Source organism: Streptomyces sp. NPDC050560, assembly GCF_044457285.1.
In the GTDB taxonomy this organism is placed as follows: domain Bacteria; phylum Actinomycetota; class Actinomycetes; order Streptomycetales; family Streptomycetaceae; genus Streptomyces.
This window is the reverse complement of the sequence record NZ_JBITGT010000013.1, coordinates 156,616-174,370: the sequence shown is the minus strand read 5'-3', so window position 1 is coordinate 174,370 and position 17,755 is coordinate 156,616. Positions and strand designations below refer to the sequence as shown.

The window sequence follows — 17,755 nt, the reverse complement described above, 5'->3', positions numbered from 1 at the left end:
CGGGGGCGCCCCGGTGGACGCGGGGGCCGGCACGGACAGGGCGGGCGGCGCCGCGGCGCACCCCGCGGACGCGGCGCGGCACCCGGAGACTGACGGCGTACCAGCTCCCGCGGGCCCTGTGGAGTGCGGCGCCGGACCTGACGGGGACAGGGGCGGGCCGACGGGGGCGGAGGGGGCGAGTGCTGGCACGGCGGACCCAGGGGCGGCGAGCCCTGGGGCGGAAGGCTCCGGTGCGGATGCGCCCGGCGCGGGGCGGGGTGTCTCGGGGCGTGGCGGCGAGCGGGGCGGTGCCGGTGGGCGTACGGCCACCTCCCTCTCGCCCTCGCGGGCCAACGACTTCATGCAGTGCCCCCTGCTCTACCGCTTCCGGGTGATCGACCGGCTGCCCGAGCAGCCGAGCCCCGCCGCGACCCGCGGCACCCTGGTGCACGCCGTGCTCGAACGGCTCTTCGACGCGCCCGCCGCCGAGCGCACGGCGCCCCGGGCGCGCTCCCTGGTCCCGGGGCAGTGGGACCGGCTGCGGGCGGCGCGGCCCGAGTTGGCCGGGCTGTTCGCGGGCGACGACGGGCCGGACGCGGAGGGCGAGCGGCTTGCCCGCTGGCTGGCCGAGGCGGAGACGCTGGTGGAGCGCTGGTTCACGCTGGAGGACCCGACCCGGCTCGAACCGGCGGAGCGGGAGATGTTCGTGGAGGCCGAGCTGTCCTCGGGCCTGCGGCTGCGCGGCATCATCGACCGGGTCGACGTGGCGCCGAGCGGCGACGTGCGCATCGTCGACTACAAGACGGGCAAGGCGCCCCGCCCCGAGTACGCGGGCGGCGCGCTGTTCCAGATGAAGTTCTACGCGCTGGTGGTGTGGCGGCTGAAGGGGATCGTGCCGCGGCGCCTCCAGCTCGTCTACCTCGGCAGCGGCGAGGTCGTCACGTACGACCCGGTGCCCGCCGACCTGGAGGCGGTGGAGCGCAAGCTGCACGCGCTGTGGGAGGCGATCAGGCTCGCCACCCGCACCGGCGACTGGCGCCCGCGCCCCTCGAAGCTGTGCGGCTGGTGCGACCACCAGGCGGTGTGCCCCGAGTTCGGCGGTACTCCCCCGCCGTATCCGCTGCCGGTCGCCCCTGCCGCGTCGCGGGACGGCGAGCAGGGCAGAATGGGCGCGACCCGATGAAGGAGTGACACGTGGCCATCCGCGTCCTACTGGTCGATGATCAGCCGCTGCTGCGCACGGGGTTCCGGATGATCCTGGAGGCGGAGCAGGACATCGCGGTCGTCGGCGAGGCCGGGGACGGGCTCCAGGCGCTCGACCAGGTGCGGGCGCTCCAGCCCGACGTGGTCCTGATGGACATCCGCATGCCGCGTATGGACGGTGTCGAGGCGACCCGGCAGATCACCGGGCCTGGGCGGGACGGCCCCGCGAAGGTGCTCGTCCTGACCACGTTCGACCTGGACGAGTACGTCGTGGAGGCACTGAAGGCGGGCGCGAGCGGCTTCCTGCTCAAGGACGCCCCGGCGAACGAGCTGGTCCAGGCGATCCGGGTGGTGGCGAACGGCGAGGCGATGCTGGCGCCGAGCATCACCCGGCGCCTCCTCGACAAGTACGCGGACCACCTGCCCTCGGGCGAGGAGCCGGTGCCCGACACCCTCCAGACGCTGACGGAGCGCGAGGTGGAGGTGCTGAAGCTGGTCGCCAGGGGGCTGTCCAACGCGGAGATCGCGGCGGACCTCTTCGTCAGCGAGACCACGGTGAAGACCCATGTCGGCCATGTGCTGACCAAGCTGGGGCTGCGCGACCGGGTGCAGGCGGCGGTGTACGCGTACGAGAGCGGTCTGGTGCGGCCCGGGGCGCAGTGAGGACGTGAAGCCGCCCGGGCCCGCGGGCCGCGGCGTCAGCGGTCGTCCTTGCTGATCTCCCAGAAGCGGAAGACGGTGGACGGGTCGAGGCAGTTCTCAAGACCGTAGACGTCGTCGCCCGCGACGGCGTACTGCTTGGCCTGCCAGACCGGGAGGACGGGCAGGTCCTCGGCGACGATGTCCTGGAGCCTTCCGTACGAGGTGGCCGTGGTGGAGCGCTCGCTCTGCGCCGCGGTCTCCGGGATGATCTCGTCGGTGATCTCCTTGTTGGTGTAGTGGTTGCCCAGGACGTTCCCGTCGCCGAAGAACGGCTGGGTGAAGTTGTCGGGGTCGGGGTAGTCCGGGACCCAGCCCTTCACGTACACGCCGTACTTGTCCGCGGCGATGTCGCGCTCGTACTGGTCGAAGCCGACGGACTTCACCTTGGCCCTGAAGAGCCCGCTCGCGTTGAGCTGTCCCGCGATGGCCCGCAGCTCCGCGTCGGTGGCGGGGCCGTAGCGGGTGGGGGTGGACCAGAGGGTCAGCTCCACCTTGTCGGTGATGCCGTCGGAGCGCAGCGCGTCCTTGGCCCTTGAGGGCCGCGGGCGCTCCCCGTAGGTGTCGAAGAAGGCGGTGTTGTGGCCGGTGATCCCGGCCGGGATGATCGAGTACAGCGGGGTGGCGGTGTCCTTGTACACCTGGTTCACCAGGGCCTGCCGGTCCAGCAGGTAGGCGATGGCCTTGCGGACGGAGAGCCGGCCCGCGACCGGGTCGTTCATGTTGAACACCAGGTGCTGGACCTCGGCGCTGCTGCCCTCGATGACGTCGATCTTCTCGCTGCGCGTCGCGGTGCGCTTGATGTCGGCGACGTCCTTGGCGGCGAGGCCCCGGTAGGCGAAGTCGACGTCGCCGTCGAGTACGGCCTTCTTCAGGCCGGTCTGGTCGCCGTGGAAGAACTTCAGGGTGAGGCCGGAGTTCTTGGTGTCCGCGCTGCCCTTGTAGTGGCTGTTGACGGAGAACACGGCCCGGCCCTTGTCGAACGAGTCCAGCGTGTAGGGGCCCGAGCCGATCGCCCCGGTGCCCTTGCGCAGCCGGTCGGCGGGGTAGTCGCGGTGGTCGACGATGGAGCCGGCGCCGGAGGCGATCTTGCTGGGGAAGGTGGCGTCCGGCACCTTCAGGTGGAACACCACCTTCCCGGCGTCGGGGGTCTCCACCTTGTCCAGCATGGGGAACATGATCGCCGGACCGGCGTCGTCGTTGATCCGCAGCAGGCGCTCGAAGGAGTACTTGACGTCCGCCGATGTCAGCGGGTCCCCGTTGCTGAAGGTCAGCCCGTCCTTCAGGGTGCACTCGTAGGTCTTGGCCGAGTCGTCCGTGAAGGAGCAGGACCGGGCCGCCTCCGGCTGCGGTTCCGTGGCACCGGGGGCGAAGCTCAGCAGGGACTGGAACACGTTGTTGAAGAGCAGCCAGGACCCGGGGTCGTAGCCCGAGGCCGGATCGGTGGCGAGGATGTCGTCCGACATCCCCATGACGAGGGTCTTCCCGTCGCCCGATGAGCCGCCTTCGTCCGAGCCGCATCCGGTCAGGAGGGCTCCGGTGAGCCCTGCCGTGAGTAGCAGGGCCGACCAGTTCTTTCGCGCTGTCACATGAGGGCCTTGTCTATCGTGCGTGGGCGGGCATCAGCCGCTCTTTCCCCGGCTTAGCTCCCACAACTGGAGGTTGGAGGAGGAGTCGAGCGTCCACTCGACGCCCTGGATCTCGTCGTGCGCGACGACGTACTGCTTTCCCTGCCACAGCGGCAGTACCGGAACGTCCTTGGCCACGATGTCCTGTACCTGGCTGAAGTCGTCGGCCGCCCCGAGCCTGTCGGCCTCCTTGCGGCTGGCCGGGATCAGGTTGTTCCTGACCGTGTCGTTGGCGTAGGGGCTGTTCAGGAAGTTGTCGGCGTCGAGGAAGGCGGCGGTGAAGTTGTCGGGGTCCGGGAAGTCGGGGAAGAACCCCATCCCGTACGCCGCGTAGTCGCCGTCGAGTTCACGGTCGCGGAAGTCGTTCCACTTGACGCCCTTGATATCGATGTCGAAGAGCTTGCTGTCGTTGAGCTGCTTCTGGAGGATCTCGAACTCCTTCTTGGTGCCGGAGCCGTAGTGATCCGTCGTGTAGTACAGCGTCAGCTTGACCGGGGTGGTGATCCCGGCGTCCCTGAGGGTGGACTCGGCCTTGTCCCTGCTGGGCTCGCCGTAGGTGTTGAAGAAGGCGTTGGTGTGGCCCGTGATCCCGGCCGGGATCAGCGAGTACAGCGGCTCGGACGCGGTGCCGTAGGCGCCGGTGGCCAGCGCGCCGCGGTCCACGACCTGCGCCATGGCCTGGCGTACCGCCTTGTTCTTCACGGGCGCGGCGTCGGTGTTGAACGCCAGGTACCTGATCTCCAGACCGGCCGACTCGACGAAGTTGTAGTCGGTGCTGACGTCGTTGGCGTACTTCTTGACCTGCTCGGGCGACATGGTGCGGGTCATCAGGTCGATGCCGCCGTCCTCCAGGGCCTTGCCCATGGCGTCCGGGTCGCCCGGGAAGGAGCGCAGCTCCACCTTGTCGTTCTTCGGCTTCAACTGGCCCTTGTAGCGGCCGTTCCTGGTGAACGTGGCCTTCACCAGGACGTCGTCCTTGACCTGCGCCGACATCTTGTAAGGACCCGAGCCGTCCAGCTTGAAGCCGCGGCGCAGCGACGTCTTGTCGTACGTCTCCGGGTCGACGATCCCGGCGGGCGGCGTCGCCAGCTTGAAAGGGAAGGTGGCGTCGGGCGCCTTCAGGTTGAAGACGACCTTCTTGTCGCCCTGGGTGTCGATGCCGGCGATGTTCGAGAACAGTGCGGCGGCGCCGGTCTCGGCGTTGATCGCCCGTACCCGCTCGATGGAGTACTTCACGTCCTTGGCGGTGACGTCGTGCCCGTTGGCGAACTTCAGGTCGTCGCGCAGGGTGCACGCGTAGTGCGAACTGCCGCTGTCGGTGAAGTCGCAGCTCTGGGCGGCCTCGGGGACCGGGTCGCCGCCGCCGTGCGGCAGCGTCATCAGGGTCTGGAGGGTCTGCCGCAGCAGGTTCCAGGTCGCCGTGTCATAGGCGTAGGCAGGGTCTAAAGGCGCGGGGGCTTCCTTGGAGACGGTGAACTGGTCGGTGGTGCCGACCGTGATCGTTCCGCCGTCGCCGCCCCCGGTCACGGTGGTGCCGCAGGCAGCCATGAGGGGTGTCAGTATGCCGACGACCGTCGGCAGGACCAGGGTCTTGCGCTTCATCCTCAGCGGTCTCCAGGTGTTGATCCCACGCCCCCGGGCACGGCAGGGCGATACGCACGGGGCGGGGGGTACGGCGGGGATACTCGCGACGAGATTAGTGGGCGACGCTGAGTGGTCCACCGGCGACCGAAATGGTATGACGTCACACTGCGCGGTCGGTCATGAGGAGAGCGTGACCACCCCTGGAGCAAGTTTCTGGCACGGAACCGCAAAGGGGACACACGGGAGCGCCCGGCTGGTTTCGAGCACGTTCGCAAGCACATGCGTGCTCGACCGTCCACCCCCTGTGATGTGACGAACTTCACCGACCCCCTTCAGGAGGCTGGTTTTCCACTTATGCGCAGGGGTGCGGGGGCCCGCTCGGGTGTGCACGTGCGGTGGGTTTCGGCCATGAGGGCGCGCAGGAACGGCACGTCGATCTCCTCCAGGGAGGAGCGGACGGTACGGCCGCCGGCGGGCGGGATGGGCGCGACGGAGGGCACCGCGAGGACGCGGCAGCCGGCCGCCTCGGCGGAGGCGACTCCGGTGAGGGTGTCCTCGACGACGACGCAGCGGGCGGGGTGGGCGCCGAGGCCCGCGGCGGCCAGGAGGTAGGGGTCGGGGTGCGGCTTGGTGCGCTCCACCTCGTCGCCCGCGACGGTCAGGGCGAAGTTCTGGGGGCCGAGGGAGACCAGGACGCGGTCGATGATGCGGCGGTGGGAGGCGGAGACGAGCGCCGTGGGGACCTTGCAGGCGGTCAGCTCGGCCAGCAGCCTGGCGGCGCCGGGTCTGAGCGGCAGGGCCCCGCCGATGCGCTGCTCGAAGCCGTCGTTGAGCAGGGTGGTCAGCTCGGCCAGGGGGATGTCGGCGCCGGTGGACTCGATGAGGAAGCCCGCGCTGCGGGTCATGGGGCCGCCGACGACGACCTCGCGCCAGGCGTCGTCCAGGGCGTGCCCCAGGGCGGCGAACACCTCGACCTCCGCCTCCCACCACAGGCCCTCGGTGTCGACCAGGGTGCCGTCCATGTCGAGGAGCACGGCTTCCAGCGTGGAGCCGTCGGCCGACGAGGTCATGGCGGCGGGGACCGTACTGGTCATCCGGGCGCACCTCCAAGAGGGACAAGAAGGCCGGCGCCCTCCGCAGCGCGGAGACGACCGGCCTTTCCACTGGGCCGACCAGTCTACGTCGGCCACATGATCCGCGCCGGTCGAACGGCGGTGGCGGCAGGAGGCGGCCCAGCCACCGCCTCCGACTCCGCACCCCTGCACCCCTGCACCCCTGCACCCCTGCACCCCTGCACCCCGATGGTCCCGATGGCCCCCCATCCTCTGATCGCCGCCACGGCGAACGACCACAACGGACCGGGTCCGGCGACATACGAGACCACCCGCGGCCGACGAAGTGATCCCTTCCCAGGGCGACTAAGCGATCCCTCCCAGGGCCGACGCAGCCATCCCTCCCCAGGGGCGACGAAGCGCACCGCACACGCTCACCTAAGGCGCCCGCCCCGGGAAGCCGCGCAAGCGCCTCAGCGCGCGTTGAAGTACTTGGCCTCGGGGTGGTGGAGAACGATCGCGTCGGTGGACTGCTCGGGGTGGAGCTGGAACTCCTCCGAGAGCTGGACGCCGATGCGCTCGGGGCGCAGCAGGTCGGCGATCTTGGCGCGGTCCTCCAGGTCGGGGCAGGCGCCGTAGCCGAGGGAGAAGCGGGCGCCGCGGTACTTCAGCGCGAACATGTCCTCGACGTCCGCGGGGTCCTCGCCGCCGTAGCCGAGTTCGGCGCGCACCCGCGCGTGCCAGTACTCGGCGAGGGCCTCGGCGAGCTGCACGGAGAGGCCGTGCAGCTCCAGGTAGTCGCGGTAGGCGTCGGCCTGGAAGAGCCGGGCGGTCTCGGCGCCGATCCTGGAGCCGACGGTGACCACCTGGAAGCCCACGACGTCGACCTCGCCGGAGTCCTCGGGCCGGAAGAAGTCGGCGAGGCAGAGCCGCCGCCCGCGGCGCTGGCGGGGGAAGGTGAAGCGGGTGCGCTCGTTGCCCTGCTCGTCGAGGATGATCAGGTCGTCGCCCTTGGAGACACAGGGGTAGTAGCCGTGGACGGTGGCGGCCTCCAGGAGGTTCTCGGTCTGGAGCCGGTCGAGCAGGCCGCGCAGCCGGGGCCTGCCCTCGGTCTCCACCAGCTCCGCGTAGCCGGGCCCCGTGCCGGTGCGGGCCTCCTTCAGGCCCCACTGGCCCTTGAAGAGCGCGCCCTCGTCGAGCCAGGAGGCGTACTGCTTGAGGGGGATGCCCTTGCTGACGCGGCTGCCCCAGAACGGCGGGGTGGGCACCGGGTTGTCGACGGCGACGTCGGAGCGGACCGCGCCGTCCTGCGGGCGCTCCTCGACGACGGTGGTGCCCGCGCGCACCCGGCGCTGCTTCAGCTCGGGCAGGGCGGCGCCCGGCAGTCCCCGCTTGACCGCGATCAGGGCGTCCATCAGGCGCAGCCCCTCGAAGGCGTCCCTGGCGTAGCGGACCTCGCCCTCGTAGATCTCGTGGAGGTCCTGTTCCACGTAGGCGCGGGTGAGGGCGGCGCCGCCGAGGATGACCGGGTAGTCGGCGGCCATGCTGCGCTGGTTCAGCTCCTCCAGGTTCTCCTTCATGATCACGGTGGACTTCACCAGCAGCCCCGACATGCCGATGACGTCGGCCCTGTGCTCCTGGGCGGCGTCGAGGATGGCCGAGACGGGCTGCTTGATACCGAGGTTGACCACGTTGTAGCCGTTGTTGGACAGGATGATGTCCACGAGGTTCTTGCCGATGTCGTGGACGTCGCCGCGGACGGTGGCGAGCACGATGGTGCCCTTGCCCGCCTCGTCCTCGTCCGCCTTCTCCATGTGCGGTTCGAGGTGGGCGACGGCGGTCTTCATCACCTCGGCGGACTGGAGCACGAACGGCAGTTGCATCTGTCCCGAGCCGAACAGCTCGCCGACGACCTTCATGCCGTCGAGGAGCGTGTCGTTGACGATGTCGAGCGCGGGGCGCGAGGTCAGCGCCTCGTCGAGGTCGGCTTCGAGGCCGGTGCGCTCACCGTCGATGATGCGCCGCTTGAGGCGCTCGTCGAGCGGCAGCGCGGCCAGCTCCTCGGCCTTGCCTGCCTTCAGGGACTTGGCGGTGGCGCCCTCGAACAGCTCCATCAGCCGCTGGAGCGGGTCGTAGCCCTCGCTGCGGCGGTCGTGGACGAGGTCGAGCGCGACCCGCACCTGCTCCTCGTCGAGCCGGGCGATGGGGAGGATCTTCGAGGCGTGCACGATGGCGGAGTCCAGGCCCGCCTTGACGCACTCGTCGAGGAAGACGGAGTTGAGGACGATACGGGCGGCGGGGTTGAGCCCGAAGGAGATGTTGGACAGCCCGAGGGTGGTGCCGACGTCGGGGTGGCGGCGCTTCAGCTCGCGGATGGCCTCGATGGTGGCGACGCCGTCCCCGCGCGACTCCTCCTGCCCGGTGCAGATGGTGAACGTCAGGCAGTCGATGAGCAGGTCGGACTCGCGCATGCCGCGGGCGGTGAGGTCGGCGATGAGGCGTTCGGCGACGGCGACCTTGTGCTCCACGGTGCGCGCCTGCCCCTGCTCGTCGATGGTGAGCGCGATGAGCGCGGCGCCGTGCTCGCGGGCGAGTTCGGTGACGCGGGCGAAGCGGGACTCGGGCCCGTCGCCGTCCTCGTAGTTGACGGAGTTGATGACGCTGCGCCCGCCGAGCTTCTCCAGCCCGGCGCGGAGCACGTCGATCTCGGTGGAGTCGAGGACGATCGGCAGGGTGGACGCGGTGGCGAAGCGGCCTGCCAGCTCGCTCATGTCGGCGACGCCGTCCCGGCCCACGTAGTCCACGCAGAGGTCCAGCAGGTGGGCGCCCTCGCGGATCTGGTCGCGGGCCATCTCCACGCAGTCGTCCCAGCGTGCTTCGAGCATCGCGGTGCGGAACTTCTTGGAGCCGTTGGCGTTCGTACGCTCGCCGATGGCGAGGTAGGAGGTGTCCTGGCGGAACGGGACCGGCTGGTAGAGGGAGGCGGCGCCGGGCTCGGGGCGCGGGTCGCGCTCGCCGCGCTCCAGGTCGCGCACGGCCGCCACGACCTGGCGCAGGTGCTCGGGCGTCGTGCCGCAGCAGCCGCCGACCAGCGAGAGGCCGTAGTCGCGCACGAAGGTGCGGTGCGCCTCGGCGAGTTCGGGCGCGGTGAGCGGGTACGAGGCGCCGTCCTTGCCGAGCACGGGCAGGCCCGCGTTGGGCATGCAGGTCAGGGGGGTGCGGGAGTGCCGTGCGAGGTAGCGCAGGTGCTCGCTCATCTCGGCGGGCCCGGTGGCGCAGTTGAGGCCGATCAGGTCGATGCCGAGGGGTTCGAGTGCGGTGAGGGCGGCCCCGATCTCGGAGCCGAGGAGCATGGTGCCGGTGGTCTCCACGGTCACCGAGCAGATCACGGGCAGGTCGGTGCCGGTCTCGGCGAGCGCGCGGCGGGCGCCGATGATGGCGGCCTTGGTCTGGAGGAGGTCCTGCGAGGTCTCCACGAGCAGGGCGTCGGCGCCGCCCTCGATCAGCCCCTCGGCGTTCTGCCGGTAGGCGTCGCGCAGCGCGGGGTAGTCGATGTGGCCGAGGGTGGGCAGCTTGGTGCCGGGGCCCATGGAGCCGAGGACCCAGCGGGGCCGCCCGGTGGCGGCGGCGGTCTCGTCCGCGGCCTCGCGGGCGAGGCGGGCACCGGCCTCGGACAGCTCGCGGACCCGCTCGGAGATGTCGTACTCGCCGAGTGCGGCGAGGTTGGCGCCGAAGGTGTTGGTGCCCACGCAGTCGACGCCCGCGGCGAAGTACTCGCGGTGCACCGAGCCGACGATGTCGGGGCGGGTGACGTTCAGCACCTCGTTGCAGCCTTCGAGCTGTTCGAAGTCCTCCAGGGTGGGGTCCTGTGCCTGGAGCATGGTGCCCATCGCCCCGTCGGCCACCACCACCCGGGTGGCCAGGGCCTCGCGGAGGGCGTCGGTTCGGGTCCTGCTGTCGGACGGCACGGGCGTGGAAGGCTGGGCGGCCATGAGGGTGCTCCCTGGGGTGCGACGGCTGTCGGCTTTGCGGCTCCCCGGCGGACGCGCGGCGTCCGCGGGAAGGTGCGCCAGCCCAGCGTAACCGCGTCGGTGCGCGCGGGCCGGTCTGTTTCACGGGGCGGACGCGGCCCGCCCCCGATCCGGGCACGCGCGCGTCCGATCATGGAGGCGGTGTGCGTCCCGGCGGGTCGTGGTGTGTGCGCGCCATTGGCGGGAGGTCGGCAAGGACCGATACTGTTCAGCATTGCCGAATGATCGCCCAGGTGCCGTCCGAGACGGCCGGGGCGTCGGACAGGAACCGGTCCGCACGACGAGGGAACGGCGATGGCACGAAACATTCAGTCGCTCGAACGGGCGGCCGCGGTGCTGCGACTGCTCGCGGGCGGCGAGCGCCGCCTCGGCCTCTCCGACATCGCCTCCTCGCTCGGCCTGCCCAAGGGCACCGCGCACGGCATCCTGCGCACGCTGCACGGCGAGGGCTTCGTCGAGCAGGACCCGGCCTCCGGCCGCTACCAGCTCGGCGCCGAGCTGCTGCGGCTCGGCAACAGCTACCTCGACGTGCACGAGCTGCGCTCGCGGGCGCTGGTGTGGACGGACGACCTGGCGCGCTCCAGCGGCGAGAGCGCCTACCTCGGGGTGCTCCACCAGCGGGGGGTGCTGATCGTCCACCATGTGTTCAGGCCGGACGACAGCCGCCAGGTGCTGGAGGTCGGCGCGATGCAGCCGCTGCACTCGACGGCGCTCGGGAAGGTGCTGTGCGCGTACGACCCGGTGGCCCGCAGCGAGGCGCTGGAGGCGGAGCGCAGGGTCTTCACCGCCCGTACCGTCGCGGCCCTCGACGGCTTCGCCGCGGTGCTGGAACTGACCAGGTCGCGGGGGTACGCCACGGATGTCGAGGAGACCTGGGAGGGCGTGGCGTCGGTGGCGGCGCCCGTCCTCGACCGGCGCGGGATGCCGGTCGGCGCGGTCGGTGTGACGGGCGCGGTGGAGCGCGTCGGCGCCGGCGAGGGCCTGCGGCCCGACCTGGTGGCCTCGGTGCGCGACTGCGCGCGTGCGGTGTCCAGGGCGCTGGGCGCCGACCGCTTCTGAGCGCGGCGCCGTGCCGCTCCGACATGCGGACAACGGGCGCCCGGGTGACGATCGAGACCGATCGATTTTTGACAACTGCACCCTTGACGGCTGAGCACCCGCAGAGAAGACTCGCGGCCATCGGTCGGCATTGTCGAACAGCCGACGCGATGCACGGCAGCCGCGCCCCCCGCGTGCTGCTGCCTTCCCTGGCTTCCCTGGACGAAGGACAAAGGAGTCGCGGGTGTCCAGCTCCGACATTTTCATCGGCGAGACCACGGGGACGGCGCTGCTGATCCTCATGGGTGGCGGCGTGTGTGCCGCGGTCACCTTCAAACGCTCGAAGGCGTTCGAGGCGGGCTGGGTCGCCATCGCGTTCGGCTGGGGCTTCGCGGTCCTGACCGGGGCGTATCTGGCGAGCGGGGTGTCCGGCGCGCACCTGAACCCGGCGGTCACCATCGGTCTCGCCATCGAGGGCGGCACCAAGTGGAGCGACGTCCCCGTCTACCTGGGCTCCGAACTCCTCGGCGCGATGATCGGCGCCGTACTGGTCTGGCTCGCGTACTACGGCCAGTTCCAGGCGCATCTGACCGACCCCGAGGTCGTCGGGGCCGTGTCCGCCGAGGAGGGCCTCGTCGACCGGAAGGCGGCGCGGGGCGCGGGCCCCGTGCTCGGGGTGTTCTCCACAGGGCCCGAGATCCGCCATCCGGTGCAGAACCTGCTCACCGAGATCATCGCGACGTTCGTGCTGGTGATCGCGATCCTCACGCAGGGCCTCAACGACGAGGGCAACGGCCTCGGCGCGCTCGGCGCGCTCATCACCTCCCTGGTCGTCGTCGGCATCGGCCTCTCGCTCGGCGGGCCCACGGGCTACGCCATCAACCCGGTGCGCGACCTCGGGCCCCGTATCGTCCACGCCCTCCTCCCCCTCCCCAACAAGGGCGGCTCCGACTGGGCCTACGCCTGGGTCCCCGTGGTGGGGCCGCTGATCGGGGCGGCCGCGGCGGCGGGCCTGTACAACGGGGCCTTCGCCTGAGCCGCCCGGGCGCCGCCCCCGGGGCGCGACCGAGCAGACCCGAGCCAAGAAGCCAGCGAAGAACCACTGGAGGACACCGTGACCGACGCATCAACCACCGAGACCTCCGCGGCGGGCAGCCACGGCAGCGGCCCCTTCATCGCCGCCATCGACCAGGGCACCACCTCCAGCCGCTGCATCGTCTTCGACCGGGACGGCCGGATCGTGTCCGTCGACCAGAAGGAGCACGAGCAGATCTTCCCCCGGCCCGGCTGGGTGGAACACGACGCCACCGAGATCTGGGCGAACGTCCAGGAGGTGGTGGCGCGCGCCATCTCGAAGGCGGGCATCACCCGTGACGACATCAAGGCGATCGGCATCACCAACCAGCGCGAGACCACGCTGGTGTGGGACAGGAACACCGGGCAGCCGGTGCACAACGCCATCGTCTGGCAGGACACCCGTACCGACGCGCTCTGCAAGGAGCTGGGCCGCAACGTCGGCCAGGACCGGTTCCGCCGCGAGACGGGCCTGCCGCTCGCCTCCTACTTCGCGGGCCCCAAGGTGCGCTGGCTGCTGGACAACGTGGACGGGCTCAAGGAGCGCGCCGAGTCGGGCGACCTGCTCTTCGGCACGATGGACTCCTGGGTGATCTGGAACCTGACCGGCGGCGTGAACGGCGGGGTGCACGTCACCGACGTCACCAACGCCTCCCGCACCCTGCTGATGAACCTGCACACCATGGCCTGGGACCCCAAGATCGCCGCGTCGATCGGGGTGCCGATGGGGATGCTGCCGGAGATCAGGTCGTCGGCCGAGGTGTACGGCGAGGTCACGGGCGGCACGCTGGGCCAGCTCCTCGGCGGTATCCCGGTGGCGTCCGCGCTGGGCGACCAGCAGGCGGCGCTCTTCGGGCAGACCTGCTTCAGCGAGGGCGAGGCCAAGTCCACGTACGGCACCGGCACCTTCATGCTGATCAACACCGGGACCAAGGCCATCAACTCCTACTCGGGCCTGCTGACCACGGTCGGCTACCGGATCGGCGACCAGCCCGCGGTGTACGCGCTTGAGGGCTCGATCGCGGTGACCGGGGCCCTGGTGCAGTGGATGCGCGACCAGATGGGCCTCATCAGCACCGCCGCCGAGATCGAGACGCTGGCGTCGTCGGTGGAGGACAACGGCGGCGCCTACTTCGTACCGGCGTTCTCCGGCCTGTTCGCCCCGTACTGGCGCTCCGACGCGCGCGGCGTGATCGCGGGCCTGACCCGCTACGTCACCAAGGCGCACATCGCGCGCGCGGTGCTGGAGGCCACGGCGTGGCAGACGCGGGAGATCGCGGACGCCATGAAGAAGGACTCGGGCGTCGAGGTGACCGCCCTCAAGGTCGACGGCGGCATGACCGCGAACAACCTGCTGATGCAGTCGCTGGCCAATGTGCTGGACGCGCCCGTGGTGCGCCCGATGGTGGCGGAGACGACGTGTCTCGGCGCCGCGTACGCGGCGGGGCTCGCGGTCGGGTTCTGGCCCGACACCGAGACGCTGCGCGCCAACTGGCGGCGGGCGGCGGAGTGGACGCCCGACATGGACCCGGCCGTCAGGGAGCGCGAGTACAAGAGCTGGCTCAAGGCCGTGGAACGGACCATGGGCTGGCTGGACGAGAGCGACGGCTGACAACGGCTGACCGGAACACGCGCCCGCGCGGGCGCGTCCCGCGGGGCGCGCCCGAGGGGTGCCGGAAGCCTCTACCGTGCCGCCCGGCCGCGGCCGCGGCGGCGTGAGCCATGAGGAGCACCATGACCATGCAGCAGACCTTCCCCGCGCTCGGTTCCCACCCGGCCGCGGGCCTCGCGGGCCCCGAGCGGCGGGCGGCCACCGTCGAACGGCTCTCCAGGGCCGAGTTCGACCTGCTGGTGATCGGCGGCGGCATCCTCGGGCTCTCGACGGCGTGGCACGCCGCCCAGTCGGGCCTGCGGGTGGCCCTTGTCGACCAGGGCGACTTCGCGGGCGCCACCTCGTCGGCGTCGTCGAAGCTGCTCCACGGCGGGCTGCGCTACCTCCAGACCGGCGCGGTGCGCCTCGTCGCGGAGAACCACTTCGAGCGGCGGGCGGTGGCCCGCCAGGTGGCGCCGCACCTGGCGCGGCCGCTTACGTTCTATCTGCCGGTGTACAAGGGCGGCCCGCACTCGGCGGCGAAGCTGGGCGCGGGCGTGTTCGCGTACTCGGCGCTGTCCGCGTTCGGCGACGGCGTCGGCCATCTGCTGAGCCCGTCGCGTGCCGCGCGTGACGTGCCCGAGCTGCGCACGGACAACCTGCGCGCGGTCGCGGTGTACGGCGACGACCAGATGAACGACTCCCGGATGGCGCTGATGACGGCGCGCGCGGCGGCCGAGTCGGGCGCGGCGCTGCTCAACCACGCCGAGGTGACCGGGCTGCGCTTCACCGGCGGCCGGGTGACGGGCGCCGACCTGAGGGACCGCACGGACGGCCACGAGTTCGGGGTGAACGCGCGCCTGGTGCTGAACGCCACGGGCCCCTGGGTGGACAGGCTGCGGGCGATGGAGGACCCGGGCGCGGCGCCCTCGGTGCGGCTGTCCAAGGGCGCGCACCTGGTGCTGCGGCGCACCGCCCCCTGGAACGCGGCGCTGGCGACACCGGTCGACCGCTACCGGATCACGTTCGCGCTGCCGTGGGAGGACATGCTGCTGCTCGGCACCACCGACGAGACCTACGAGGGCGACCCGGGCGAGGTCGCGGTGACCGACGCCGACACCACCCAGATCCTCGACGAGGCGTCGTTCTCGCTGCGGGACCGGCAGGTGTCACGCGACCTGATCACCTACGCCTTCGCCGGCCTGCGGGTGCTGCCCGGCGGCCCGGGCGACACCGCGAAGGCGAAGCGGGAGACGGTGGTGACCGAGGGCAGGGCCGGGATGCTGTCGGTGGCGGGCGGCAAGTGGACCACGTTCCGGCACATCGGTCGTACGGTGCTGGCGAAGCTGGAGTCGCTGCCCGGCAGCCCCCTGGGCGACGGCATCGTCCCGGTGTCGGGCCTGCCGAAGCGCGCCCCCCTGCCCGGCTTCGCCTCCGCCCCCGCCGTCGCCCACCGCCTGCTCGTGGACGACCCGGCCCCCGGCGGCATGGCCCAGGACACCGCACAGCACCTGGCGACCCACTACGGCTCCCTGGCCTTCGAGATCGCCCGCCTCGCCTACGAACGCCCCGAACTCGCGGGCCGTATCCACCCCGACGCCCCCGAGATCTGGGCCCAGGTGGTCTACGCCCGCGACCAGGAGTGGGCCGAGACCCCCGAGGACGTCCTGCGCAGGCGCACCACCCTCACCATCCGCGGCTTGGACGACCCCACGGTACGGGCCGGAGTCCAGGACCTGCTGACGGAGGGCTAGCCCCGTTCACCAGACACAATCCCTCCCGGCACCGACCGGCAATGCCTACGCGTATTGCAGGGCACTCCCAACGCAGTGCTGTTCGCGAGGCGCGTCGCAGGGCGAGTGAGCCGCCCGCCACGGGTCGGCACGAAATCCTCGGGCTACCGGTGGCACGGGTGGTGCGGGACACCGACTCCAGCGCCCCGGAGGCGGACGAGCCAAAAACAACAGGGTCCATAATCCTCTCGACACATCCGATGTCTGGGAGACGAGGGGTCATGGCTGTCACCGACGAGGCGATCGAGAAGATCAAGGGAATGATCGTCTCCGGCGCGCTGCGTCCCGGCGACCGGCTGCCGAAGGAGAGCGAGTTGGCGGCGGAGCTGGGGCTTTCGCGCAATTCGCTGCGGGAGGCGGTACGGGCCCTGTCGCTGATCCGCATCCTGGACGTGCGGCAGGGCGACGGCACGTATGTGACGAGTCTCGATCCGCAGTTGTTGTTGGAGGCGTTGAGTTTCGTGGTGGATTTCCACCGCGACGACACGGTGCTGGAGTTTCTGGCGGTGCGCCGGATTCTGGAGCCGGCGGCGACGGCGATGGCGGCTTCGAGGATCGGCGACGGGGAGCTGGCGGCGCTTGAGGCGCAGTTGGCGGCGTTGGGGGGCGCGCCGTCGGTGGAGGAACTGGTGGCGAGCGACCTGGAGTTCCACCGGGGCATCGTGCAGTCGTCGGGGAACTCGGTGCTGTGCTCACTGCTGGACGGCCTGTCGGGGCCCACGACCCGGGCGCGGATCTGGCGGGGTCTGACGCAGGAGGACGCGGTGAGCAGGACGTTGCAGGAGCACCGGGCGATCCTGGCGGCGTTGCGTGACCGGGACGCGGAGGCGGCGCGGTCGTGGGCGACGGTGCATATCGCGAGTGTGGAGCAGTGGCTGCGTTCGACGCTGTGAGCGGGCGTGTTCCGCACCTGTACGGGCATGAATAAAAAATTTCGGAGAGGTTCGAACCCGTAGGGACGCTTTCACCCTCCCGGCTCGGGGGGCTGCGGTCGTACCCCCTCCAAGCCGTAAGGTTGAGAGGTACGCAAGGGCACGTCTTAAGGAGGCACTGGGTGATCGAGCTCGACGGGGTACCCGAGCTGGTCGACCCGGTCATGGTGGCCGCGTTCGAGGGCTGGAACGACGCAGGTGACGCCGCCTCCACCGCGGTGGCGCACCTGGATCGGGAGTGGAAGGGCGAGGTGTTCGCGGCGCTCGACGCCGAGGACTACTACGACTTCCAGGTCAACCGTCCCACGGTGTGGCTCGACGGCGGCGTCCGCAAGATCACCTGGCCGACGACGCGGCTCTCGGTCGTCCGGGTCGGCGGCGACAAGCCCAGGGACCTGGTGCTGGTGCGCGGCATCGAACCCTCCATGCGCTGGCGCTCGTTCTGCAACGAGCTGCTGGGCTTCGCCCACGAGCTGGGCGTGGAGCTTGTGGTGGTGCTGGGCGCGCTGCTCGGGGACACCCCGCACACCAGGCCGGTGCCGGTGAGCGGGGTGACGTCCGATCCCGACCTGGCGCGCACGATGGACCTGGAGGAGACCAAGTACGAGGGCCCGACCGGGATCGTGGGCATCCTCCAGGAGGCGTGCACCCATGCCGGGGTACCGGCGGTGAGCCTGTGGGCCGCGGTGCCGCACTATGTGTCGCAGCCGCCGAACCCGAAGGCCACGCTGGCGCTGCTGAACCGTCTGGAGGACCTCGTCGACCTGCGCATCCCGCTGGGCGAGCTGCCGGAGGACGCCCGCGCCTGGCAGTTGGGGGTCGACCAGCTCGCGGCCGAGGACAGCGAGGTCGCCGAGTACGTGCAGACGCTGGAGGAGGCGCGGGACACCGCGGACCTGCCGGAGGCGAGCGGCGAGGCGATCGCCCGGGAGTTCGAGCGGTATCTGCGCCGTCGTGACGGCGGCCCCACCGCGGGCGGCCATGCCACCGACGGGGAGGGCGCGCCCTTCCTGCGGGACGGCCCGGGCGAGCGCACCCGCCCGCCGCGTCCGCCACGGCGCGGCGGCCAGGGTCAGGATGAGAACGGCGGCGAGAACGGCCCCACGGAGGACGGCCCCGAGGAGTAGCCCCGGCGGTCAGCCGACGAGCCC

General features: G+C 71.2%; 12 protein-coding genes. 8 read left to right on the top strand and 4 right to left on the bottom strand.

Features of this window, described 5'->3' with window-relative positions:
- The first annotated feature begins 340 nt into the window (after nt 1–340).
- Nucleotides 341–1,162, top strand: coding sequence for a RecB family exonuclease (locus ACIBIW_RS28095; protein WP_399339858.1), 822 nt, complete (start codon nt 341–343; stop codon nt 1,160–1,162).
- A gap of 11 nt (nt 1,163–1,173) precedes the next feature.
- The gene (locus ACIBIW_RS28090; RefSeq protein ID WP_399339857.1) at nt 1,174–1,845 is read left to right on the top strand and encodes a response regulator; all 672 of its coding nucleotides are present in this window, start codon (nt 1,174–1,176) and stop codon (nt 1,843–1,845) included.
- Nucleotides 1,846–1,880: 35 nt separating this feature from the next.
- On the opposite strand, the gene ACIBIW_RS28085 is transcribed toward ACIBIW_RS28090, so the two are convergent.
- The 4 genes from ACIBIW_RS28085 to metH all read right to left on the bottom strand — a co-directional run bounded on the left by ACIBIW_RS28085 (nt 1,881) and on the right by metH (nt 10,137).
- A complete protein-coding gene (locus tag ACIBIW_RS28085; protein ID WP_399339856.1) occupies nt 1,881–3,470 on the bottom strand; it encodes an ABC transporter substrate-binding protein in 1,590 nt (529 codons plus the stop codon).
- Between the two features lie 33 nt (nt 3,471–3,503).
- Complete coding sequence (locus tag ACIBIW_RS28080; RefSeq protein ID WP_399339855.1) at nt 3,504–5,111, bottom strand: ABC transporter substrate-binding protein; 1,608 nt, start codon at nt 5,109–5,111, stop codon at nt 3,504–3,506.
- A gap of 314 nt (nt 5,112–5,425) precedes the next feature.
- Nucleotides 5,426–6,187 (bottom strand): HAD family hydrolase, encoded by a 762-nt coding sequence (locus ACIBIW_RS28075; protein WP_399339854.1) that lies wholly within the window; start codon nt 6,185–6,187, stop codon nt 5,426–5,428.
- A gap of 431 nt (nt 6,188–6,618) precedes the next feature.
- Nucleotides 6,619–10,137 carry a methionine synthase gene (metH, locus tag ACIBIW_RS28070; protein ID WP_399339853.1) on the bottom strand — a complete coding sequence of 1,173 codons (3,519 nt, stop codon included), beginning with the start codon at nt 10,135–10,137 and terminating at the stop codon, nt 6,619–6,621.
- Between the two features lie 333 nt (nt 10,138–10,470).
- Between metH and ACIBIW_RS28065 the strand changes: the two genes are divergently transcribed.
- The 6 genes from ACIBIW_RS28065 (at nt 10,471) to ACIBIW_RS28040 (ending at nt 17,731) form a co-directional block, all read left to right on the top strand.
- The gene (locus tag ACIBIW_RS28065) at nt 10,471–11,235 is read left to right on the top strand and encodes an IclR family transcriptional regulator (protein WP_399339852.1); all 765 of its coding nucleotides are present in this window, start codon (nt 10,471–10,473) and stop codon (nt 11,233–11,235) included.
- A 223-nt stretch (nt 11,236–11,458) separates the two neighbouring features.
- Nucleotides 11,459–12,250 carry an MIP/aquaporin family protein gene (locus tag ACIBIW_RS28060; protein ID WP_399339851.1) on the top strand — a complete coding sequence of 264 codons (792 nt, stop codon included), beginning with the start codon at nt 11,459–11,461 and terminating at the stop codon, nt 12,248–12,250.
- 78 nt (nt 12,251–12,328) lie between these two features.
- Entirely contained in the window at nt 12,329–13,900 is a 1,572-nt protein-coding gene (gene glpK / locus ACIBIW_RS28055; RefSeq protein ID WP_399339850.1) for a glycerol kinase GlpK, read from the top strand.
- A 122-nt stretch (nt 13,901–14,022) separates the two neighbouring features.
- Nucleotides 14,023–15,633 carry an FAD-dependent oxidoreductase gene (locus ACIBIW_RS28050; protein WP_399339849.1) on the top strand — a complete coding sequence of 537 codons (1,611 nt, stop codon included), beginning with the start codon at nt 14,023–14,025 and terminating at the stop codon, nt 15,631–15,633.
- A gap of 260 nt (nt 15,634–15,893) precedes the next feature.
- On the top strand, nt 15,894–16,565 hold the full coding sequence (locus ACIBIW_RS28045; RefSeq protein ID WP_399339848.1) for a FadR/GntR family transcriptional regulator: 672 nt from the start codon (nt 15,894–15,896) through the stop codon (nt 16,563–16,565).
- A 161-nt stretch (nt 16,566–16,726) separates the two neighbouring features.
- On the top strand, nt 16,727–17,731 hold the full coding sequence (locus ACIBIW_RS28040; RefSeq protein WP_399339847.1) for a PAC2 family protein: 1,005 nt from the start codon (nt 16,727–16,729) through the stop codon (nt 17,729–17,731).
- Nucleotides 17,732–17,755: the final 24 nt, after the last annotated feature.